Source organism: Enterovibrio norvegicus DSM 15893 (genome assembly GCF_900115495.1).
GTDB lineage: Bacteria > Pseudomonadota > Gammaproteobacteria > Enterobacterales > Vibrionaceae > Enterovibrio > Enterovibrio norvegicus.
The window spans coordinates 105,675-130,070 of sequence record NZ_FOWR01000002.1 but is presented as its reverse complement, the minus strand read 5'-3'; the positions used below and the strand labels follow the sequence as shown (position 1 = coordinate 130,070).

The 24,396-nt window shown below is 49.6% G+C and carries 10 protein-coding genes; 4 read left to right on the top strand and 6 right to left on the bottom strand.

Features of this window, described 5'->3' with window-relative positions; genetic code table 11:
* The first annotated feature begins 9 nt into the window (after window positions 1-9).
* The 3 genes from BM082_RS01935 to copI all read left to right on the top strand — a co-directional run bounded on the left by BM082_RS01935 (window position 10) and on the right by copI (window position 5,465).
* Complete coding sequence (locus BM082_RS01935; protein WP_074925049.1) at window positions 10-1,731, top strand: efflux RND transporter periplasmic adaptor subunit; 1,722 nt, start codon at window positions 10-12, stop codon at window positions 1,729-1,731.
* Window positions 1,728-4,847 (top strand): efflux RND transporter permease subunit, encoded by a 3,120-nt coding sequence (locus BM082_RS01930; RefSeq protein ID WP_074925046.1) that lies wholly within the window; start codon window positions 1,728-1,730, stop codon window positions 4,845-4,847. The genes BM082_RS01935 and BM082_RS01930 overlap by 4 nt, the downstream gene beginning before the upstream one ends.
* Window positions 4,848-4,916: 69 nt before the next feature.
* Window positions 4,917-5,465 (top strand): copper-resistant cuproprotein CopI, encoded by a 549-nt coding sequence (gene copI / locus BM082_RS01925; protein WP_074925043.1) that lies wholly within the window; start codon window positions 4,917-4,919, stop codon window positions 5,463-5,465.
* Window positions 5,466-5,560: 95 nt separating this feature from the next.
* Here copI and BM082_RS01920 read toward each other — a convergent pair whose 3' ends face one another.
* From BM082_RS01920 to BM082_RS01910, 3 genes are all read right to left on the bottom strand, one after another.
* On the bottom strand, window positions 5,561-6,034 hold the full coding sequence (locus BM082_RS01920; protein WP_074925040.1) for a Dps family protein: 474 nt from the start codon (window positions 6,032-6,034) through the stop codon (window positions 5,561-5,563).
* A 139-nt stretch (window positions 6,035-6,173) separates the two neighbouring features.
* Complete coding sequence (locus BM082_RS01915) at window positions 6,174-6,929, bottom strand: glycerophosphodiester phosphodiesterase family protein (RefSeq protein ID WP_017017359.1); 756 nt, start codon at window positions 6,927-6,929, stop codon at window positions 6,174-6,176.
* A gap of 129 nt (window positions 6,930-7,058) precedes the next feature.
* Entirely contained in the window at window positions 7,059-18,668 is an 11,610-nt protein-coding gene (locus BM082_RS01910; protein WP_074925038.1) for a retention module-containing protein, read from the bottom strand.
* 392 nt (window positions 18,669-19,060) lie between these two features.
* Between BM082_RS01910 and BM082_RS01905 the strand changes: the two genes are divergently transcribed.
* The gene (locus tag BM082_RS01905) at window positions 19,061-20,230 is read left to right on the top strand and encodes a Card1-like endonuclease domain-containing protein (protein ID WP_017010151.1); all 1,170 of its coding nucleotides are present in this window, start codon (window positions 19,061-19,063) and stop codon (window positions 20,228-20,230) included.
* An 88-nt stretch (window positions 20,231-20,318) separates the two neighbouring features.
* Here the strand turns inward: BM082_RS01905 and udp are convergent, their stop codons facing one another.
* The 3 genes from udp to BM082_RS01890 all read right to left on the bottom strand — a co-directional run bounded on the left by udp (window position 20,319) and on the right by BM082_RS01890 (window position 24,395).
* On the bottom strand, window positions 20,319-21,092 hold the full coding sequence (udp, locus tag BM082_RS01900) for a uridine phosphorylase (RefSeq protein WP_017010152.1): 774 nt from the start codon (window positions 21,090-21,092) through the stop codon (window positions 20,319-20,321).
* Between the two features lie 248 nt (window positions 21,093-21,340).
* Window positions 21,341-23,743: a zinc/cadmium/mercury/lead-transporting ATPase gene (locus BM082_RS01895; RefSeq protein WP_017017361.1), complete on the bottom strand. Its 2,403-nt coding sequence runs from the start codon at window positions 23,741-23,743 to the stop codon at window positions 21,341-21,343.
* 178 nt (window positions 23,744-23,921) lie between these two features.
* Window positions 23,922-24,395 (bottom strand): response regulator, encoded by a 474-nt coding sequence (locus tag BM082_RS01890; RefSeq protein WP_074925035.1) that lies wholly within the window; start codon window positions 24,393-24,395, stop codon window positions 23,922-23,924.
* Window position 24,396: the final 1 nt, after the last annotated feature.

Here is a 24,396-nt window from a genome sequence, read left to right as displayed (position 1 = left end):
GGATAAATAATGAAAACAATGCAAATAGCCACTCTCGCGTTGCTCGTTGGCGGTGCCATTGGATTTGGAGCAAACCTTCTGCTGTCAGGCCATTCCATGCCAAACATGGCCGAGGCGTCAGCAAACGGTGAGAAAGAACCCTTGTATTGGGTCGCCCCGATGGACCCTAACTATCAGCGAGACAAACCCGGCCTATCGCCAATGGGCATGGATTTAGTCCCTGTTTATGAAGATGACCTTGCGGGTAAAAATGACCAAGCAGGCACGGTTAAAATCAACCCTTCCGTTGAAAACAACCTTGGTGTGAAAACCGAAGGTGTTTCTCTGGCCAAGCTTGCGCCGCGTATCGAAACCGTTGGCTATATCGCGTTTGATGAAAGCAAACTTTGGCAAACCAATGTGCGTATCGCGGGCTGGGTGGAAAAGCTCTATATCAACGCCGTTGGTGAGAAAGTTACCAAAGGCGATGTGCTGTTTACCCTTTACTCGCCTGAATTGGTAAAAGCCCAAGAAGAGTTGCTCAACGCCTACCGAACGAGCCGAAAAGGCTTGGTCAAAGGCGCGACTGAGCGCTTGGTTTCGATGGGTGTAGACCGCGAACAAATCCAATCTATCGTCAAACGTGGAAAAGCATCACAAACCGTCGATATCAAGGCCGTGGCAGACGGCATCATTGCGAGTTTGAACATTCGTGAAGGTGGCTATTTGTCGCCAGCACAAGCGGTAATAAGTGCGGGCCCACTCGATGAAGTGTGGGTTGATGCAGAGGTCTTCGAACGTCAAGCACACTGGATGAAAGCAGGCAGCCTCGCCACCATGACGCTAGATGCGATCCCCGGAAAAGCATGGAAAGGGAACATCGATTACGTCTATCCCATTCTTGATCCAAAAACCCGCACCTTGCGCGTGCGCTTAAAGTTCGACAATCCCAATGGCGAACTTAAACCAAACATGTTCGCCAATATTGCGCTTCAACCTGTCACGGATGAAGCAGTGCTCACCGTGCCGAATAGCGCGGTGATCCGCTCAGGTGGTATTACACGGGTTGTGCTTGCCGAAGGCGAAGGAAAATACCGTTCTGCTCGCATTGAAATTGGCCGAGAAGCCGGAAGCCGCATTGAAGTGCTGGACGGATTAACAGAGCAACACCGCGTGGTGACATCCGCACACTTTATGCTGGATTCAGAATCGAGCCAAACCGCCGACTTGTCTCGCATCAATGCTATAAAAGAAAACCCGCAAGACAGCGTGCCAGAGACCATGTGGGCGAAAGGTGAAATCACCGATGTAATGTCAGGCCACCGCATGTTCACCATTAATCATGAGCCTGTTCCTGAGTGGAATTGGCCGGGCATGGTAATGAACTTCACCCTAGCAGACGGCATGGACATGCCCGACGCCAAGGCAGGTCAGCGTATCGACTTTGAAATGAAAAAAGCCCCATCAGGCCAATATGAAATCGTCGATTTCACGTTGAGCGAGTCATCTACCGTAAACCAAGTGTGGGTCACTGGTGACATTTCCATGTTGATGGCCGATTTCGGCATGATCACACTGCGCCACGATGCCGTGAATGAATGGCAATGGGACGCGGGAGAAATGAATTTTTCTGCCGATGAAAGCGTGGATCTCGTGGGTTTTTCTGAGGGGCAAACCGTTCGGTTCCTCGTGGTTAAACACGGCTCAAGCTACATACTCAAAGCGCTTGAAATGGCAGGAGGCCAACAATGATTGGTGCCATTATTCGCTGGTCAATCGCCAACCGTTTTCTCGTGTTGGTCGCGACGGTGTTTCTTACCCTTGGTGGCTTGTACAGCGTGAAAAACACGCCCGTTGATGCCCTGCCCGATCTGTCGGATGTGCAAGTCATCATCAAAACCACCTACCCAGGTCAAGCGCCACAAGTCGTCGAAGACCAAGTGACTTACCCTCTGACGACGGCAATGCTTGCAGTGCCCGGCGCAGAAACGGTGCGGGGTTATTCCTTCTTTGGCGATTCTTACGTTTACATCATATTTAATGATGATACCGACATGTACTGGGCACGATCGCGCGTGTTGGAGTATTTAAGTCAAGTCGCGCCAAAACTTCCACCTAGTGCAAAACCCACACTGGGCCCCGACGCGACGGGCGTGGGTTGGATATACAGCTACATCTTGCAGGACAAAACCGGACAGCACGATCTGGCAGAACTGCGCAGCCTACAAGATTGGTTCTTGAAGTACGAACTGCAAACCGTTGAGGGCGTATCAGAAGTCGCAACGGTTGGCGGCATGGTGAAGCAGTACCAAGTGCAGATCGATCCTGCAAAGCTGCGCGCCTACAACCTGACGCTGCAACAAGTGAACATCGCGATTCAAAACGGCAACCAAGAAACCGGTGCATCGGTGATTGAAATTGCAGAAGCCGAGCACATGGTTCGCACCACGGGTTACCTGACGAATGTAGAAGACATTCAATCCATTCCACTCAAGGTGACAGAGAAAGGCACGCCCCTGCTGTTAGGCGACATTGCGGACATCAACATTGGTCCGCAGATGCGTCGTGGCATTTCTGAATTCAATGGTGAAGGTGAAGCCACGGGTGGCGTGATCGTCATGCGCTTTGGTGAAAACGCCAGTGATGTCATCGCCAACGTCAAAGAGAAGCTCGCGGAACTGCAACGCGGTTTGCCTGACGGTGTGGAAATCGTGGCCACCTACGATCGCTCAACCTTGATTGATGACGCCGTTGAGAACCTTTGGAAGAAATTGGCGGAAGAGTTCATCGTTGTTGCGTTGGTCTGCGCGCTCTTTCTTTTCCACATTCGCTCATCCCTGATCATCGCGATCAGCTTACCAATAGGTATTTTATCTGCGTTTATCGTGATGCATTGGCAAGGCATCAACGCCAACATCATGTCACTTGGCGGCATAGCGATCGCCATTGGTGCCATGGTGGACGGTGCGATTGTGATGATCGAAAACGTACACAAACATATTGAGCGCACACCCTTAACCGACAAAAACCGTTGGCAGGTGATCAGCAAAGCCGCAGAAGAAGTCGGCGCGCCGCTTTTCTTCTCGCTCATCATCATTACATTGAGTTTTGTGCCTGTGTTTGCGCTGGAAGGGCAAGAAGGCAAAATGTTCTCACCGCTTGCTTTCACGAAAACCTTCGCGATGGCAGCATCTGCGGGCCTTGCGATCACACTGGTTCCCGTGCTCATGGGTTACTTCATTCGCGGTAAGGTGTTGCCCGAGCATAAAAACCCGGTCAACCGAGGCTTAGTGGCGCTTTATCGACCCGCACTCAACCTCAGCCTTCGTTTCCCGAAAACCATGCTTGTGGTTGCCTTCGCCTTGCTGGCGTCGGCGTATTACCCCACCAGCAAATTGGGGAGCGAGTTTATCCCGCCGTTGGATGAAGGCGATCTGATGTATATGCCCACCACCTACCCGGGCATTTCCATTGGCAAAGCGCGTGAGTTACTACAGCAAACCAACAAGCTGATCAAAACCGTGCCTGAAGTGCACACCGTGTGGGGCAAAATCGGACGCGCAGAAACTGCTACCGATCCCGCGCCGCTCACCATGATTGAAACTGTGATTCAGTTGAAACCACGCACTGAGTGGCGAGAAGGCGTCACGACAGAATCGCTACGAAAAGAATTCGACAGTCTGATTCAATTCCCCGGTCTGACTAATGCCTGGGTTATGCCGATTAAAACACGTATCGACATGCTGGCAACGGGCATTAAAACGCCTATCGGCATCAAAATCGCAGGCCCAGAACTGGCCGTGATTGAATCTATCGGTGCGCAGCTCGAACCCATCTTGAACACGATTCCGGGCACGGCGTCTGTCTATGCCGAACGTGTGGCGGGAGGACGCTACGTTACCATCGATATCGAACGTCGTGCAGCAGCCCGTTACGGTTTAAGCATTAAAGATGTTCAACAAGTGATTTCCACTGCTGTAGGCGGTATGAACGTTGGTGAAACCATCGAAGGGCTAGAACGCTACCCCGTCAATGTGCGTTACCCGCAAGATTACCGTGATTCCGTCGTCAAGCTTCAAGAGCTGCCATTAGTAACGCCGAATGGCGCGCGCATTGCGTTGGCTGACGTTGCTGACATTCGTTATGAAGATGGCCCGCCCATGATCAAAACCGAGAACGCACGTCCAAATGGCTGGGTGTTCGTCGATATCGATCAACGCGATTTGGGTTCTTACGTCACGGAAGCACAGCAGATTGTTGCCGAGCAGTTGGCACTGCCTGCGGGCTACTCGCTGGCATGGTCAGGGCAATACGAATACATGGAGCGTGCAAAAGAACGCTTGAGCGTGGTTGTACCCATCACCTTGTCCATCATCATGCTGTTGCTCTACATGAGTTTCCGCCGCGTGGGTGAAATGCTCATCATCATGGCGACACTCCCACTGGCAATGGTGGGCGGGCTTTGGTTGATGTATTTCCTGAACTTCAATTTCTCCATTGCGGTTGGTGTTGGCTTCATTGCGCTGGCCGGCGTTGCAGTCGAAATTGGCGTCATCATGATGGTGTACTTGAACCAATCGTGGCATGGCATGAAACAAGATGCCATCGAGCAATCCCGTCAATTAAACGCAGACGATCTGACCCATGCTATCCGCGTAGGTGCAGGGTTGCGTGTTCGCCCCGTCATGATGACAGTGCTTACCGTCATCATTGGCCTTATTCCCATCATGTATGGCGAAGGCACTGGCTCTGAAGTTATGCAGCGCATCGCCGCACCCATGATTGGGGGCATGGCGTCTGCCCTGCTTCTCACGTTGTTGGTGATCCCTGCAATTTTCAAACTGTGGAAACACAAAGAACTTCATTAATACCTATCGCCGCATCTGTCCGTTGAGCAGATACGGCGGTTAAAATTGACTGACAAAAAGGCATACATTATGAAAAAAACACTCCTTGCACTATCACTCGCATTCATTTCGACAAGCGTTTTTTCTAACGCCATGGAGCATTCAAACATGGATCATAGCCAAATGAACCATGCTGAAATGGATCATGGAAAAATGGATAACACCAAGATGGATCACTCCGACATGATGGATATGGAGGGCATGTCTGCGGTCGGTATGCCCGCGAATGGCGCAAAGCCAGACAAGGTCGTTCACGTTATTTTATCGGATGACATGCGCATTAATTTCAAAAAAGACGTGACCATCGAACCGAATGACGTGGTGCAATTTGTGGTAATGAACATTGGCAACATTGATCATGAATTTTCAATCGGCTCACTGGATGAACAATTGAAGCACCGAGAAATGATGAAAACCACGACAAGTCACCACGACCATGATTCAGGAAGCACGGTCACGGTAAAACCCGGTAAAGCCAAACAATTGTTGTGGCATTTTCATGGCGATAAGAACGTGGAGTTTGCCTGCAATATTCCCGGGCATGCGGAGGCAGGAATGGTAAAAAGCTTGGCGCTATAAAATGGTCATCCATGTCATGTCGGGCGTCATGCCCGACATGACCTCCTGTCGGTTTTTTAATTCGCTATAGTGAAAAGCAACACACATTGAGGGAACTATACCTCGCGTAGCGCTCTTAACATCCACGCTGTTTTCTCATGCTCTCGCATACGATCTGAAACCAAAGATGCTGAGGATTCATCATCCGCTTGTTGTGCAAGTTTGAGAACATGGCGAGCTGTACGCACCACTTGCTCATGACCATGCGTCAGAATATCAACCATGTCATCCGCGCTCGGTACACCGTCGACTTCGTCAATCGCACTCAATTCCGCAAACGCTTTATACGTGCCCGGTGCCGCAACACCCAATGTACGAATCCGCTCTGCAATGTCATCCACCGCCAACGCCAAAGCATTGTATTGCTCTTCGAACATCATATGAAGTTCACGGAATTGTTTACCCGTGACGTTCCAATGGAAGTTGTGAGTTTGCAAATACAAGGTATAAGAGTCTGCCAGTAGATGCTTTAAACCTTGCGCGATTGCCAATCTGTCTTGCTCGTTGATGCCAATGTTAATGGTTGTCATGGTCTTTCCCCTTGATATTTGTCTGAGGCTCAATGTCCTCTTTGCTTATGGGGTTAGATTACGGCAACGAAGGCGGGAGGGATAATGGGTGCTTATTATCAATTCAATAAGCACCACCTATCAATAAGAGGAACTTATACTATTTTTCTTGATTAAGATGTCGGTATCGAGAAGGGAAATTTTGCCCAACATCCGTGAACACTCCATCAACGCCCCAGTTAAAGAGCTGATTGGCGCGCCCTAAATGGTTCACGGTATACACGTTAACGGCATAGCCATGGCTTTTCATTTCAATCACCTGTTCTTTCGTCAGCCCTTCGTTATCAACGTTGATGGCATCTGCTTTACACGCTTGCAAAACAGAGAGCCAATCACCTTCTAACAACATCTCTCGAGAGAACAAACACGCCACGTTAGTGTGTGGGCTGCGACGTTTGAATTCCGCCAGTACAAGCGGGTTGAAACACGACACGAGAAGGTCGCTGGTTTTGTTCAGGTTCTTCAATTCAGACAGCACGCCATCAATCAGCTTTTCTGACATCTCCCACCCTGCGGTACACGATTTGATTTCGACGTTAACGTTGATCTCGAGGGTATTCACTAGGGCGATCAAGTCAGCGAATGTCGGAAGTGGTTCCCCTATAAATTCATCAGCAAACCAACTGCCCGCATCGATATCTTGCAGGTCTTCTCGTGTTAAATCATAAAGACTGCCAGGGCGATCAGTGCAGCGATCCAAGGTATCATCATGGCTGACGACAATGGTACCGTCTGCAAGAATATCGACATCACACTCAATCCAATCAAGTCCATATTGAGGGGCAAGAGAGAATGCGGCTAACGTGTTTTCTGGTGCGAGAGAGGACATACCTCGGTGAGCAAATAAGGTTTTCATGGTTCAACTGTCTTATTGATTTTCTTCAATATAGCGCCGCCGACAGTAAACGAACAGCAGCGGTAAGAAAAAGCACCGCAAGAGTGCAGTGCTTTTCATATCATGACATTTAATTTGTCACTACGAACATTAATCGAGTTTCAACGCTTGCTGCTGAAGCAGTTCATCAAGGATTTGCGTGCCTGTGGCCCCGGAGTCGAGACCCAGCTCGGTGAAGCCAACATTGTGCAGCACGATGTCTTGTACCTCTGTGCCGCCCGCTGTTTGCGAAACGTGCAAGGTCAATCCATCGTCTGTCATTTCAGGACGAATGTAATCGAGAAGCTCTGCAATACTGGATGAGCTATCCACCGTATCCGGCAGAAGTGCTGAAACATCAAGCTTGTCACCCGTGACACTGTCACCCAATTCAAAGTCAGCGATGGTATCAGTGTTTGACGTTGTGCTAACGCTAGATGCAGTCCAGGTATACACATCATCACCTTCTTCGCCGACAAGAATGTCATCACCAAGCCCTGCTTCTATGGTGTCATTGCCATCACCCGCAAAAACACGTTCACCTGCTGGGTTTGCCACCAAGGCATCATCTGCTTCAGTACCAAACTGCGTGGCCGATGAATCGAACACGACTAGTTGACCTGCCATTAACATGGATTCAAGCACTTCATCTTGCGTCAAGGTCGTCGCATCCATACCTAGCAAGTTATCGAGCGTTTTGCCTTCAACAATGATGTTTTGAATCGGGCTGCTTGATTCATCCAACACTTGAATGCGTGTATTGCCATCAACGGTTTGAATGTCGAGACGATTCGCCAATTCCGTAAAGGTGAAGATCCCATCTGCTGCGAATGCGGCAGAAATGTCGATAACATCAACGCCTGTTTCAAAGTCTTTGATGGTGTCAGTTGCTGGTGCCGCTGCGGTACCAAAGTCGCCCGACTCCCACGCGAAGGTGTCTTTCTCACCATCACCGGTACCGTTACGCTCTCCGCCCCACAGCTCATCATCACCGGCCCCACCGACAAGGATGTCCTCGCCTAAGCCACCGACAAGGATGTCGTCAGCTGCACCGCCATATACCGTGGTATTGGCTGTGCCATCAATCACAAGGTCAGCATTGCTGTTGTCGGCGTCGTTCAACACGGCATCAGTCGCCGTATCCACGACATCGACATTGACTGTAATGGTTGATGACAGCGGTTCACCGTCACCCACATCAGACAGTGCTGTAATTGTCACGTCACCCGCTGGCTGGCCACTAAACGTGAGGTTAAGCGTCGACAGGTCGGTCATCGCGAGTGTGCCTTGGTCAAACGTCCACGTTCCGTCACCGTTATCGGTGCCCACTGGCCTGCCAGTGCTATCAACCACCTGGCCAACAGTACCTAGTCCACTGAATGTCACGGAGAACTCATCAGCAATGGGGTCAACCACACTGGCCATTAGGCCAAGTAATGGCATTAATGCACCCGTTGCTGCACGCATGGATGCCAATTGCGCTGCGGATGTCAGTTCGGGTAAGTCCGCTTTCGGTGCAACGATGATATCCACCGTATCTCGGTCAAATTTCTGACCGCCCGTTCCGAAGTTACCTCGGTCACGGGTGGTCATTTGAATCTCATCCGAGCCTGAGGTGTTCTCACCCGCAAACTCGTACGTTACACCCTCAGCAAGTAAGGTGTTAATCGCATCAATATCACCTTCTAATATGAGGGTATTGGTGCCTTGACCCGTGACATCAATACCTGTTGTATCACCGACTAGGTCAAGCACGTTGCCTGCGCCCACCACAAGTTCAACAGCAACAATCGAGGTTCCTTCCGCCACATCAACATCACTGACTTGAAGGTCGGTGATGGTCAAAATGGCGTCTTCCTCTGCAGCATAGCTGTCAGCAATGATGTTGACTGGGGCATCATTCACAGCAGACACTGACACAGTGACTTGTTTGTTCACCACATCAGCCGAGACTTGGCCATTGTCGGATGTTTGAATCGCCAAATCTAAGACGAACTCGCCATTTGCATCCGGCGGTGGTAAGAAGGTCAAATCGTTCAAGCTGGTATTATCAACGGCGACAACAACCTCACCTCCGTCAGACGTTTCAGGTGTTACGGTACCTGTTACACCATCAGGGAGGATGATCTTACCGCCGGCAGGAATGCCTGAAACCGTGATCAGTAGGGTCTCTGGGCCATTTTCTGTAAAGCTCACGCCAGCAGGTTGACCCGCAGTGTTCAAGCTAGGGTTTGCGTCAATGGCATTAATTTCCATCTCAAGCGTGACTGCCGTGTCTTCTGTTGTAGACGCCGTTGCAACGACACTTGCAGTTGCACCATCGCCTTCAGGCGTAACCGTCAGCGTGAGATCTTGGCTTTCACCAACAACAAAGTTCAATCCCGCTTCTTTGGTGTAAATCGTCAACACGACATCTACTGTCCCGCTAAAGTCTTTCGGCGGCACTAGGGCTATTTCAGACAGACTTGTCAGATTAGACAAATCTTCAGCAGCAATGACCCACTGCCCTCCACCGGCATTAGATGCAGGTGCATTGAGTGTAAAGCCTTCTGGCACGTTGCTAACAATCACCGATGAGAGGGTTTCAGACCCATCGACATCACTGAAAGATGCACCGATAGACGCCAGTGAAATACCACCAGATACGTCTTCAGTGCCTTCAACTTCGATCTCTTCACCATCAGTGAGTCCCACGCCATCTTGCGTGATGGTGACGGTGTCATTCACTGGCGTCACGTCAAACGTGAAGGACGTGGTGACATCGCGAGAATCTGACACTTCCGATCCATCAATGGTCGCCGTATCTGTGATGGTTAAGCTCCCGTCAATGCTGACTTCACCACTAAAATCTGGCGCTGGTTTAAATTTGATATTGGTAATATCCATGCCATCTAGCGAAATCGTCGTACTTTCTGTCCCGTCTGGCAGCAAAAACTTACCCATGCTTTCATCAACGGTCAGTACGACATTTGAAATCGTTTCTTCGCCATTCACTGCATCTACATCAGCCAATAAGACTGACATGCTAAGGATCACAAGGCCATCTTCTAGCGCCTCATCAAACACCACTTCTTCAGTTGCCGTTCCCGTCACAGGCTGTTGATTTTCATCAAGCCCTTGGGTTTCTTTCACCGTCAACGATAAACTGTAATCGGAGGAATTATCGCTCGGCTGCTCTGTACCTGTTGGCGGTAACACGTCCGCTAACGGGTTAACGTGCAGTTCCACGGTCACATCGACGGTTGACGTGTTACCGCTCGACGAATCCACGTTAACGATTGAAATCGGTATTTGTAGTTCGCCAGCAAAGTCGGTGGGGGCTGTGATCGTAAGTTCAGTCAGATCAAAACCGTCTGGATACGCGTTACCTGAGGATTGCATACCCGGTGGATCAAATACATAGGTATCAGTATCTATGTGATAGTTCGCCCCGCCAACCACTGCACCTTGCGGTAAATCTTCGCCTTTGATGACAAAGGAAACCTGGTCAAACTCCGTGTCACCGGTTGTCGGCCACGTTAGATTTAATGCTTCGCCCAAACTTTGTAAAGAGATTGGATTATCTTCATCGCCCGTTGCCACGACAGGGGCTGTAGGCACAGTGATAGCCTGTGCAACATTGTCCACGTCAGTATTGTTCTGGTAAGTCAACGTAATGGTATTGCTGCTCACCTTCACAGGTAGGCTTTCATCGCCCTCATTATTGTCACCTCCATCAACGATCAATGCCGACAAAGTAAACGTGGTCGTGCCGCTCGAACTTTCCGGCGCTACGATGTTAAAGTCGTTAGGGTCATTCAGAATCCAACCACCGTCCCCGTCATAAAGAGCATTCGTGACATAGAACCCATCGGCAAGATCAGTGATAACCACCTTGATTGGCACTTCTTCACTCGATAAATCGAGTTCGTCGTATCGAATCGCATTCTTCAACTCGAGCACGCCGTTAGTCTCTGTGGACAGGGTTGACGTTGAAGCCCCAGTACTATCAACGAAGGTCAACACGCTGTCTTCTTCGACTTTAGCTTCGATGTTAATGTTCACCACACCTTCAATGTCCTTCTCTGTGGTGATTGAAGGGTCTTCGAAATCAGACTGCCTTACCGTTACAACGGTATTCAGCGTCAGGTCTATATCGCTGTCTTCTGCGCGTTTCACCTGCAATTGGTAGCCATCAGTGATCTGTGCTTCTGAGATCACAATGGTGCCACCGGCTGGCGTCAGCGTAATTACGTCTGTGCCTTTCACCAGTTGAACACTGTCAGTGGCTTCAAAACCCGAAATTACAGCACCGACAACGATCTCTTCCGCACCTTGAGCGTTGGATTCATCGATACCAGCGATTGACAGATCAGGCTTCCAATTGATGTTGACCCACTCATCTTCTTTGCCGATAGACGTGGATTCCACATAATCCTCGGCATCAATCTGAGGGGTGTCGATCTTGATTTCTATAGAGGTATCTAGAACGGCTTCATCACCGTCATTTTCCGTGGCAACTACACGCGCATCGATTTTGATATCTTCAGTGAGGTTTGGTGGCAACTTGATATAAACATTGCCATCTGCAAACGTGCTGTGGTCAATCACATAGCTTTGTACGGATTCACCCGCATCGTTCGTCACCCAGCCCGCAAAGGTAATTTCTACTTCGGTTTCTGCGCCGCTGCCGTCGATTTGAACAAAACTCAAACCTTCAGGGAGATTTGAAATGATCAGAGACAGAGATTCTGATGTGTCTGACGGCGATAGCGCATTTTCTCCAGACACCAGGTTGAAATCGACTGCAACCAATCCGTCACCCGCGACGCCATCTTCCGGCACGGTTGTCGACACAATGCCAGTGTCAGTATCAAATGCCCATTCTCCGGCATCAGTGCCCGGGTTGTTAACGTCAAACACGGGAACATCAGCGACACCCGCGATAACGACATCTATCGGTTCAGCTGAAATGATACGTTCACTGTCAGCAGAGCCTGTGGCTGTATCTACAACGATACCTTCAACCTGCAAGGTGAAGTTTTCATTGCTGTGCACAGGAGGCACAATTTCAAGTTTGTCCAAATCGTCAATCGACACGCGGTCAGTATCAGTAAGTGGCGTGATTGTCGTGCCATCATTCAGTTGCAGCACTGCCCCATCTGGAATGTCAAAAATGCGGACGAAGAGCTCCTCTGAACCGTCGGTATCTTCCAGCGACTGCAACGTGATCGCACTACCAAGGGCAATGGCAGTGTTGCCCTCAGCAATGTCTGGGTCAGCATTACCCGCATCTTCCGTACCAAAGACACGTCGCGTCGTGAGCCGAGCATCGTCCGCAACAGGTTCAACGCGAATGATGAACGAAGTGTCCGTCTCAGCAGTATTGACTGATGCTGGGTCACTTTCTGTCGAAATGGCTTTCACGGTGACCGTAATATCACCACTGAAGTTTTCATCCGGTGTAAAGCTCACGCCGCTCAACAATGACGGATCGGCCAACTTCCACACACCGTCTTCAAGAACGATGCGTCCACCGCGTAACTCACCCACATCAGGTGAAAGCGTAATCTCAAGACCTAACGTTTCTGAACCGTCTGTGTCTTGCAGTTCGGTGCTGACTAAATCCCCTAAACGGAAAGGTTCCGGGTTGAACGGGTCAAACGGGTCGTGATCTTCTTGAATCTCAAACACACCATCGGCGGCGTCACCAATCAAGGTGATACTTGGCGTATCCGCGATGCCGTCAATATTGATTTGCATCGGTGATGACGTAAAGACAGGGTCGTGGCCATTGACCTCAAGCTCGACATCAAACTCAATCAGATCAGTGTCGTCATATGACGAGTAATCAGGGTCAGGAATAAAGGTAATGCCCACGAGGTTAAACGTAATAGGGTCTGAACCATCAACGGCTTCAAACATGGTGCTATCAAACACAATGTTTCCATCACCATCAGGTGTAATCGCCGTGCCGTTAAAGTAGAACGTCCCGCCAATGTCACCAGCAGCATCACGTGTTGCGAGGGTCACTTCACCGTTGAGTACTAAACTGCCGTTCTCTTCGAGCGCTTCACCCAGATCGTTATCACCCACACTCAATTGCATGTTGATCGCAACGCCATTCGCAGGCGTCACGCCATCGGCTTCGGTATCGGTGTTGTCTTGACCTTGGTCTTCCACGCCGCTGATTTCTTGCTGCTCTCCCGATGTCGATGGGTTCACAACAATGGTGGGTATTTGGTCTTCGATGGTCAGCGCAATACTGCCTTCAACCACGTCACCATCTGCATCGGTCACTTCAAAAAGGATGTTTTGATCAACGGAACCAATCACATTGGCGTCCGTTGACGTGAAGGTGATTTGCCCTATAGGGCTTGTACGAGGGTCAATGTCCACCGTACCAATCTTGATAGCGTTATCCGTTTCTGAGTAAATGTCTATCTCAGAGTCACTGCGCGTAGACACATCCACCCATTCAATACCGTTAAACAAACGCGTGATTAACGTTACGCTATCCGCCCCTTGTAGGTCTTCAATGCCAGAGTTTTGTGATGGGTCAGTGATCTCAAACACATCCAGTGAAACGGTCACTGGTGTGCCGTCGAGATCATCAATCGCAATGGCGAGGTTACCTTCTGTGCGCGGCACATCATCGGTCACTGTGATTGGAACGGTGACTTGAGAAACAACGTCCCCATCAGCGTCAGTCGCGAATGCCGTCAGGTTGAAGCTCAGGGTATTGATCCCATCGCCTTCTGCGTGATCGAGCCCTGCCAGCAACTCAAAAGAAAATGAGCCATCAGACTCCAATACTAATGAATAAACATCACGATCATCACCGTTCTCATCACTGGCAACGCCATAATAGGTTTTCGGGAACGTATCGCCTTCAGGGCGCAGTTCCATCCGGACAGGAAAACCTCCTGACAACAGCGGCTGACCGTCAGGGTATGTGATGTAGTCGGTTTCAAAATTGAAATCCTTCAAGTTGTCGCCCACACCATCGTTGGTATCGAGGTTGTTAGGATTGCCACTGTCGTTGGTGTCATCAATGTTCAAGTTACCGCTGGCTTGAGAGCCTTGGTGGCTCGTCGCACTGCCATCAATGCTGTTTTCATTCACAGTGAGGGTATCGGCGGTGCTTTCTTCTGCCGTATCGACTTGATCATCTTTAATTTCAAATGTGACGATGCGTCCTTGTGTATCTGGCGCACTTGGGTCGTAGGTGCTGTCAGGGTTGATCAGACTGTTGCCATCAGAATCGAGGATTTGGACAGGAATTTTGATCGAAATAACGTCACCATTTGCCGTCACACCACCTTCTTGCTGCGCAGTGCTTGGATCTTGTGGATGATTCAATGGCGCGTATTGATGGAACGCGGTCTCTACCGTGACATCCAGAGAATCTGCGGCTTGCGTTGCAGTAAAGACAAACTCAAGCACTGTCTCCCCGCCAACAGATGCGGCAACGGTCAACACGCGATTACCGTCGCCGTCGACACTTTCAACCAGCGTCACGCTATCGACGTTCTCGCCCTCGTTATTTTGCAGCTCCATCAACTCGGTCTGCAATGACGCAAAATCTTCAATACTTAATGTATCAGGCACCAATTTGTCAGATGTAGCAATTAAATCGAACGAGCCTGTTGCAGAATTAGATTCTGATGCATCTTGGGTTGTGACATTCTCACTGAGCTCAAGTATGTCGACAGGATTTCCGCTGCCATCCAGTTGCTCACCACCGGTTGTTGGCACACCATCTTTGATGGTAATGCTCACTTCCGCGCTGTTGCTCTCGTCGCCATCCGCGTCGAAGACAGTAAACGGCAGGTTAAAGGTCGATTGCTCGAAATTGCCATCGCCGCTAACGTCTTCATTCTGGTCGAAGGGAAGGAACTGTTTCACTTCATAAGAAACATCATCGCCGCTTGATTCTGGCGCTTTCATTGCGATTTCGAGTACCGCTTCATCAGTGCCCGTCACACGCAGTGTGATAACGCCCTCGACAGACGTATCGACATAGGTTTCTTCACCATTGCTTGTGATGCCGTCAAACGCGCTTTCAGCCGCCGTTGCATCAAACTCTATTTTGCTGATTTCATCACTGCCCAAATCAACACCGTCGGACGTAGAAGAAACAACAGGATCCGTTGCGTTATTCTGTGGTTCTTGCAGTTCAACCGCCACATCTTCAATGATTGGTGCCGCGCCATCGTTACTGACCATGGTGATTTCGGCCGGCGCCAACATCAATTCGCCCGTCGTATCCTCAACTTGCAACGGCAAGTTGATGGTTAGCTGGTCACCATCAATGTTGACGTAAGTGCCTGTGCCCGAGCTATGGTCCAGCGGTGCCGTCTGATCTAATGTAGCCGTGACGGATAAACTATTGCCGTCTTGCTCGGCAACGACGGTGAGCGTCACAACGACCTCATCACCCACTTTACCGACCAAGGTAAAGGTGCCGACGTCGTCACCTTCCACGCTGTGCGAAAAGACAACGGGCTCGCCACCTGCAGTAATCGTCGCCAGTTCTGACTCAAACAAGGCAAGTGCACTTGGTGCGATTTGCAGAGACCCTGGCACCAAACGTTCTGTACCCGCTTCAATCGCGAAGGTTGAACTTGATGCTTCACTGTAGGTCGCGTCATCCAAATCACCTTCGTTGACGGTAAGTGACACTTTTTGTCCACCCGCCGCATCGACATCAATGACCAGCGAGATACTGCCTTCTACTTTGTCACCATCGCCATCCGTGACTTCATAGCGAAGGGACTGATCAATCGACCCAGTGAACTCTTCATCGGTTAAGTTAAACGTGATTTGGCCAACAGGATCGGTCCTTGGGTCAATCACGACGGTACCGATTTGGATGCTTGGATCCGCTTCTGAGAAGATATCAATTTCAGATTCACGACGCGTTGACACATCCACCCACTCTTCACCATTAAAGATACGGGTAATGAGGGTGTTGCTATCTGCCCCTTGTAGGTCTTCAATGCCAGGGTTTTGTGATGGGTCGGTGATTTCAAAGACATTGACCGAGATAGCGCCGGTATCGAGATCATCAATGTCGATAGACAAATTGCCTTCTGTACGCGGAATGTCATCGGTAACAGTGATCGGCACAGTGATTTTTGATGCGACGTCACCATCAGCATCGGTAGCGAAAGCGGTCAGATTAAAGGTTAAGGTGTTAATACCATCACCTTCTGCGTGATCAAGCCCTGCTAATAATTCAAAGGAGAAAGTGCCATCTGACGCGAGGACCACTTTATATACATCACGTAGGTCACCAGAATTATCATCTGCAACGCCGTAATAGGTTTTCGGGAAGGTATCGCCTTCAGGGCGTTGTTCCATACGAACAGGAAAGCCGCCCGACTCGACAGGCTGGCCATCAGGGTACGTCACGTAGTCGGTTTCAAAATTGAAATCCGCTAACGTGTCTCCCGAGCCATCATGCACATTCAAGTTGTTTGGGCTACCACTGTTGTTGGTATCATCAATGTTCAAAGTGCCGCTGGTTTGCGAGCCTTGGTGACTGGTCGCACTGCCATCAATGCCACTTTCATCAACCGTTATTGCATCAACCGTGGTCTCATCAATCGTCTCGGTCGCATTGTCCGTCACTTCGAATGTCACCACACGGCCTTGATGATCAGGTGCGCTTGGGTCAAAGGTCGAGTCAGGATTTATGAGGCTATTGCCATCAGAGTCTTGGATTTGTACCGGAATTTTGATGGTAATGGTCTTGTCATCCGCGGTGACATTGCCACTTTGCTGCGCTGCATCTGGGTCTTGCGGATGAATAAGCGGTGTATATTGATGGAATGCCGTTTCTACCGTGACATCGATAGCGCCCGCAGCTTGTGTAGCAGTGAACACAAACTCCAACGCCGGTTCGCCACCGATGGATGCGGTGATCGTCAGAACACGATTACCACTTGCATCAGTACTCTCCACCAAGCTTACGTCATCAACATTTTCACCCGCATTGTTCTGAAGCTCCATCAACTCTGTTTGAAGCGATGCAAAATCTTCAATGCTCAACGTGTCTGGCATCAACTTGTCCGACGCCGCTTCAATATCAAATGAACCTGTCGCTGAATTTCGTTCAGAGGTATCTTGGCTAGTACCCGATTCATCGATAGCCAAGAAGTCTTGTGGATCACCGGCAGCATTCAGGCGCTCGCCTCCCGCTGTCGGTACACCATCTTTAATGGTGAACGTCACCTCGGAATCATTACTCACATCGCCGTCGTTATCGTAAACCTTGAACGGCAGTGTAAATGTAGACTGTTCAAAGTTGCCATCACCGACAACATCTTCATCTTGGTCGATAGGCAAAAATTGTGTCACTTCATACGCGGCGGTTTCACCCGACGCAGACGGTACTTTTAGCGAAATCTCAAGTACGGCCTCGTCCGAGCCAACGACGCGTAGGGTCACCACACCATCAACAGAAGTGTCCACCCAGGTTTCTTGGTTATGGCTGGTGACACCATCAAAAGCGAGCTTGGCTTGTGTATTGTCAAACTCAATTTTGGTGATATTGTCGCTGCCAAGATCAATGCCTTCAGTCGTGGATTCGCGCTTCTCGCTGACGGGGTTGTTTTGCGGCTCTTCTATCTCAACGCTAGCGGTACCCACAATAGGGGCGGCACCATCGTTGCTGATTAACTGAATTTGCGCAGGTTGTTGAAGTAAGTCGCCAGAGCTATCAGCCACTTGTAACGGCAAATCAATGGTGATCGCATCACCGTTGATTTCAATGTATGTGCCTGAACCACTCAAATGGTCCAGCGGTGCAGATTGATCGAGCGTGGCACTGACAGACAAATCGTCGCCATCTTGTGTTGCCGTCACCGTCAAAGTGATGACCACTTCGCCATCAACCGTCCCCACCAGCGTAAACGTACCCGTATCACCAGACGCCGTGCTTGAACGTGTGAACACGACAGGTTCACCACCTGAAGTGATCGTGCTCAATTCCGTCTCAAATTGTGTTAAAGCACTCGGCGCAATTTGTAGCGTTCTGGGATTTAACGCTTCAGTGCCAGCTTCAATCGTAAACGCCGCCGTGGTCGGTGCGCCGTAAGGTGAGTTATCGAGATCACCTTCATCGACGGAAAGCGAAATGCGCTGGCCACCAGCACCATCAACATGAGGAGGCGGAACAGGCGGTGTGGTATCACCGCCATCGTTGCGATTGTCATCGTCGCCAAAGAAGTCTGGAATGATATTGCTATCACCTGCCGGTCCTGTGGTATCGAACCCGGCTTCAGCAAGTGTGGAGGCATTAAGGTACTCAATAACGACGAAACCTGCATTCGAAGAACCTTCAGCGGCTTCACCAGCTGCTGCTTCTTCAAAGATTTCGGTGGGGTCGACACCTTGTAAAATCAATTCTTGGAGCTGGGCAACGTCAAGATTCAAAGGCAAATCTGAATCCAATACCTCACCATTGAAATAGGCTTGAATTGGCGTTGTCGCAATAGAAGCATCTTGACCCGCGGTTGCAGGAACCAAACAGGAAGCGCATTGGCTATCGATTTGAAAGACGTTGCCATCTAGGGCAACCACGACATCACTGTCGTTGTTTGTCAAAAGTACTTGATTCGGCGCGATGTGCATGCCTTTTTCGAGGCCAATGATTCTCGCATCATTCGTGACTAGAAACGCCTGTCCTCTAACCTCGATAACGTCTAATTTGGAATCAAACTCGTGACCAATCATAACTCTCCCCAGTGCTTCGCATGTCGAATTGCAGTCGTATGTCCTTGATGATGTGCACGTAGTCTAACCATCAAGGAGATGCGTGTCATAAGCTCACTCCCCTAGTTTCATTGAAGGCTCAACATTGAGAAATAGTGAGACGGGGTTTATCGATGAATTTTTTGGAAATCATCAACAATGAAACAAGTGACACTATTAAGATTAGGAAAACAGGCCAATATTGGTGGCACTTTTTGTGCAAAACACGAATAGAAGTGAATCACTCCTATCTTAAACAGAGAGAAAAATTACTAAGTACTTGAATATCTCGCGCCGCGACCAGATATTAGAAGAACTATAACAATAAGTCGGCATGCGAAATGTTCGTAGTGCTGACTAACCATGGAGTAACTATGGCCATTCATGTTGGTATTATCGACCAAGACCCCGTGAGGCTGGTCACCGCTTTGCTGCACCGCCAATCACAGGCCGAGAGAGTCATCTTTATTGGCGTTGAGGAACAGCAGAACCAATTTGATCAGCTGAGTAAGGTCTTGCTACCGAAAGGCATTCAGACTGAATTTTACGTGATCCCTACAGACATCAATATCCCACTCATCAAGTCCAAGCTTGTTGAGTTAGCTGAGAAACTGAAGCAAGAAAGCGCTAAAGTTTACTTCAATGCAAGCTGCGGACTGCGCCACCGTCTACTTTCTGCCTATGAAGTGTTCCGCACCTACCAGTGGCCGATTTATGTCATTGAACCTTTCAGCGACGAGCTGTGCTGGCTTTTCCCTGAAGGTCGACAACAGCAACAGGTGGAAGATCACATCAACATTAGCGACTATCTCACTATTTTCGGTGCACGTTGTGAGTTGCTTGAAGACAATATTCGAAGCCCACTTGAAACCACCATTGAAACCGTCGGCCACAAATGGGCAAGCAATGCCTATGAACTTGGCCCTGGCCTTGCCACGTTAAATTACTTGGCGACCACTTGTCGTAAAGAACAGCGTCTTGATGTAGAGCTGAGTGAGAAACAACAAGGCTACCGCGAATTGGGTATGCTGATTGATGATCTAAACGATGCAGGGCTGTCATCCTACCAAGGTGGCACCTTGACCTTCGCCAACGAAGCAGCGCGCCGTTTTGCGAATGGCGAATGGCTCGAATGGTATGTGCACCACATCGTTGAACAAATTCAGCGTGAGTTGCTGACCATTCAAGACTACTCATTGGGTGTGCAAGTTTATCGCCAGATTGGCGAAAAAGAAGTGCGTAATGAATTGGATGTTGCCACGGTGGTGAATAACAAACTTCACATCATCGAGTGCAAAACCAAAGGAATGTCGAGCGACGGTGATGATACCTTGTACAAGTTGGAATCTATTCGCGACCTATTAGGCGGCCTCCAAGCGCGCGCTATGTTGGTCAGCTTCCGCCCGCTTCGTCATCATGACATAACTCGCGCAACGGACCTTGGTTTGGCTCTCATTGGCCCTGATCAATTGGGCGACTTGAAAACCCACTTACACCAATGGTTCCTGAAAGCCGGTGGTTATGAAAAGACGTCCTTTGCATAAGTAGAGACGCAACGGAAACAAAAAAAGCCAGCATCTCTGCTGGCTTTCTTATCTTAACTCGAAGAACTAATCGCTAGAAATGACGCGATTATCCATCCATCTTCATCAGATTACGCGCCGACTCAACCACTGCACGAATAGAGCGCGCTTCGGTTTCGGCCATGGTTGCTTGATCTGGAATTTCTTTTTGTGTGCGGTTGATGATAACGCCGGCGATACATCCTGCACGCAGCCCTGAACTTGCACACATGGTTAGCAAAGTTGCCGATTCCATTTCGAAGTTCAACACTCCCATGTCTTGCCACTCTTTCATTGAGCCTTGGAAGCGACGCACAACACGACCACTGAAGGTGTCATAGCGCTCTTGACCTGGGTAGAAAGTATCACTCGATGCAGTAACGCCTGTGTGCACTTTTGCACCTGACGCATCCGCAGCCACTTTCATCGCTGTCGCAACGTCAAAGTCTGCAACCGCAGGAAACTCTAATGGCGCAAAGTGGCAGCTTGCACCATCCAAACGCACAGATGCCGTCGTCACGATCATATCGCCAACATTGATGTTCGGCTGAATCGCACCGGTTGTACCCACACGAAGGAAGGTTTCAATGCCCAACTGCGCCAATTCTTCAACAGCAATGGATGTTGATGGGCCACCAATGCCGGTAGAACATACCACGACTGGCTTGTCATCAATACGCCCTAAGTACAAGGTGTACTCACGGTGACTAGCAAGGAATTTCGACGTTTCCATCAATGCTGCGATTTTTTCAACTCGAGCAGGATCTCCCGGAATGATCGCCATTTTGGCACCTTCAAGATCCGCTTTAGAAACACCTAGATGAAATACAGTTTGCTCAGTCATAACGCTTTCCTTAATGCTTGGGTTCAACAAGATAAGTCATTACTCTTATCTACATTGCCACTAGAAAATGGGCTGTGGCATTCAATATGTTCACAATAGCGTCCAGTGAAAATTTTAAAGTGATTAATATCACTTTTGAACCATCCTGCTTTCACATGATTTCACAAATTGTAGATACTCATCACTATGAACAAACAATATCGTTAGATTTACCGTCACCATGCCCACTTATATTAGCAATACGTAAATTATTTCTTTTTGCCCCATTTCAACAATCTTAGTGCATTCATGGTCACGATCGCTGTTGCTCCACTGTCTGCGAGCACTGCAACCCATAGCCCTGTAAAACCAAGCACAGTGGTCACGAGGAAAATGGCTTTTAGGCCGACGGCCAGGGCGACATTTTGATGGACATTAGACATGGTTGCGCGCGCTAGATTGACAATATCAGGCAAGCTTTCAATGCGATTGTGACTCAGAGCAATGTCTGCAGTTTCAAGTGCAACGTCAGTCCCCCCGCCCATTGCAATGCCAATGGTTGCCGCCTTCATTGCTGGCGCATCATTGATGCCATCCCCCACCATGGCAACACGAGCTATTTTCGCAAGTTCATTGATGGCATCAACTTTACCTTCAGGCATAAGACCAGCGCGGTATTCCATGTTTAACTGTGCAGCAAGACCTGCCGCCGCTTTGGGGTTATCTCCTGTCAACATGACGGAGCGGACGCCTTCAAGGTTGAGTGCAGACACGGTCTCTTTTGCTTCACTACGCAGCTCATCACGCCACGCGATGGCACCTTTTGCTTCTTTGTCGACGAAAACAATAGCGACAGTTTTTCCTGACATCGCCATCGCTTGTGCAGCGTCTTGCTGCGCATCGCTGATGTCCTGTGTGGCATCAAGTTTGTCGAGCGCCACCAGCGCAATCATTTTCCCTTCAACCAAACCAGATACGCCTCGCCCTACGGTCGCTTTCATCTGTTGAGCAACTAACTCAGGGACTTGTCGATGCTTTGCTTCGGCAACCAATGCTTTAGCAAGGGGATGATGCGAACCTGTTTCAATCGCTGCAGACTGCGCGATCAATGTTTGCTCGTCGCCTGACCATGTCAGAATATCAGTCACTACTGGCTTGCCTTCCGTCAGGGTGCCTGTTTTGTCGAAGGCGATGTAATCCACCTTGCTGAGAGCTTCTAGTGCTGCACCCCCTTTAATCAATGCGCCCTGCCTTGCTGCAGCGGCAAGGCCTGAAGTCATCGCCGCTGGCGTTGAAATCACCAAGGCACACGGGCAGGCAATGAGCAACAGCGCGAGACCACGATATACCCACGTATCCCAACTTTCGCCAAACAGCAACGGCGGCACAATCACGACGAGTGCGGCAACCAGAATCATCAATGGCGTATACCAGCGACTAAAGCGGTCGATAAAACGCTCCACGGGCGCGCGGCGTGATTCCGCTTCTTCTATCAGCGTAAGAATACGGTCAATCGCACTCTTGCCTTGTTCTGACACAACACGCAGTTGCACCACTTGGTCAACGACCAACGCGCCTGCGGGGACGTTCTCGCCCACCAGTTTTTCTACGGGGATCGATTCGCCCGTCAACGCGCTCAAATCAAAACTGGCAGTGTGACCCATCAGTTCTGCATCCGCAGGCAATCTGCCGCCTGGTGCAATTTCTATGCAGTGTGAAGGCTGCAAACTCGACACAGCGACGCTTTTACGTTTGCCGTCATCGTCAATGCGAATAACGTCGTCCGGCACCAGTGCCATTAACGCTTGAATGCCATCCCTCGCCCTGGAAGACGCATACCCTTCAAGGCGCTCACCTATCAAAAACAGCACCAACACCATGGCTGCTTCGACGGTTTCGCCCAGGTATAAGGCCCCCAATGCCGCAATGCTCATTAGCATTTCGATGGAAAATGGCGAACCACTTTTGGCTAGGGTTCCGGCTTTTTTCAAAATAGGTAACAAACCCATCACGGTCGCTAACGTGAACAACGTGCTCGAAAGCTCTGTGTTCCAGAAAGACAACACACCCGCTAACGCCATGACAGAGATGAGCGCAATCAACACGCCTTCTTTTTGAATGCGCTCAATAAGTGACAGCGGCGCTTGGGCTTTTTTGGGTTCAGAGACAGAAGTAAGGGGGAAACCTGTTTTTTCAGCACGGTTTTTTATGGCAGAGAGCGATGCTTCTGAAGGCGACGCAGAGAAGCTGACAACAAGTTTTTCTGTCGCGAAACGTACCTTTGCATCGACAAGGCCGTCAATGCCACGCAATGCCGTTTCTAGCTTGCCTGCACAGCTTGGGCAATCCATGTTAGACACGCGCCATTCAACCACATTGTTGCCACTGATAACGGCTTCTGGCTCAGGTTTGGATGTCGCACAACAGGATGATTTGTGATTGTGTTCATGTTCGTGAACGATATTAACGCCTTTTTCTTGGCGACAACCACTGGCTCGCGCAGGATCGTCGCTGTCCTCCTGTATGCCATCAGAAACAGAACACGATGATGACGCAACGGTACTTGACGTGTTGCAGCAGGTTTCGCTTGAGACTGTCGTGCTCTGAAGGTGTGTTGATGAATGCGCATGCGCGGTGTTTTTGCAACGCGATGATGAACAAGAATGGCACATGACCTTATCTCCTTTATGGGTTGATACGTTCAGTGTAAACCTTGGAGATAACTCCAAGGTCAAGTGCCACGTGAGAAAAATCCGGTTTTCGATTCAAGGTCACATCTCATTGCGACTGAAAGTACGACCTTTTCTCTTTTCTCTTTTCTCTTTTCTCTTTTCTCTTTTCAACAATGCGTTACTTCAAACGTGCAAACACCACAGTGGTATCCAGCGCATCTTGGTAATCACGATAATCAATGCCCAAGTCAAAAATGTACTGTGTCACTAACGCTTTCGCAGCATCACACAGTAATTCAGCCTTCCAAGGCTTTTCGAAATAACGGTCAATGCAGGCACTGTTGATGGCTTCAATGGTATCGGCATGGGTTGCCTGCCCTGTCAGAAGCATTTTACGCGTGTGACTAAAACGTGTATCTGCCGACACTTCAGTAAGCAATTCCACCCCCGTTTTTCCCGGCATGACATGGTCGGAAATGATGAGGGCAACGTGCTCGCCTTCCGCATCTAACTCGTCGATAAGTTCAAGGGCTTCATCTGCAGATTCACAATCTTCAATATGAAAAATGTCGGCAAGAGGCGCTAAATCCTTAAGCACAGCGCTAAGCACTTCACGCTGATCGTCAACGCAGATAATGTTGATTTTTTCCATG

Bases quoted from the DNA above. Each gene is read 5' to 3' on its own strand.
- BM082_RS01895 (WP_017017361.1), bottom strand. From the start codon at position 23,743: ATGTGCCATTCTTGTTCATCATCGCGTTGCAAAAACACCGCGCATGCG.
- BM082_RS01920 (WP_074925040.1), bottom strand. From the start codon at position 6,034: ATGACAACCATTAACATTGGCATCAACGAGCAAGACAGATTGGCAATC.
- BM082_RS01935 (WP_074925049.1), top strand. From the start codon at position 10: ATGAAAACAATGCAAATAGCCACTCTCGCGTTGCTCGTTGGCGGTGCC.
- BM082_RS01890 (WP_074925035.1), bottom strand. From the start codon at position 24,395: ATGGAAAAAATCAACATTATCTGCGTTGACGATCAGCGTGAAGTGCTT.
- BM082_RS01905 (WP_017010151.1), top strand. From the start codon at position 19,061: ATGGCCATTCATGTTGGTATTATCGACCAAGACCCCGTGAGGCTGGTC.
- copI (WP_074925043.1), top strand. From the start codon at position 4,917: ATGAAAAAAACACTCCTTGCACTATCACTCGCATTCATTTCGACAAGC.
- udp (WP_017010152.1), bottom strand. From the start codon at position 21,092: ATGACTGAGCAAACTGTATTTCATCTAGGTGTTTCTAAAGCGGATCTT.
- BM082_RS01930 (WP_074925046.1), top strand. From the start codon at position 1,728: ATGATTGGTGCCATTATTCGCTGGTCAATCGCCAACCGTTTTCTCGTG.
- BM082_RS01910 (WP_074925038.1), bottom strand. From the start codon at position 18,668: ATGATTGGTCACGAGTTTGATTCCAAATTAGACGTTATCGAGGTTAGA.
- BM082_RS01915 (WP_017017359.1), bottom strand. From the start codon at position 6,929: ATGAAAACCTTATTTGCTCACCGAGGTATGTCCTCTCTCGCACCAGAA.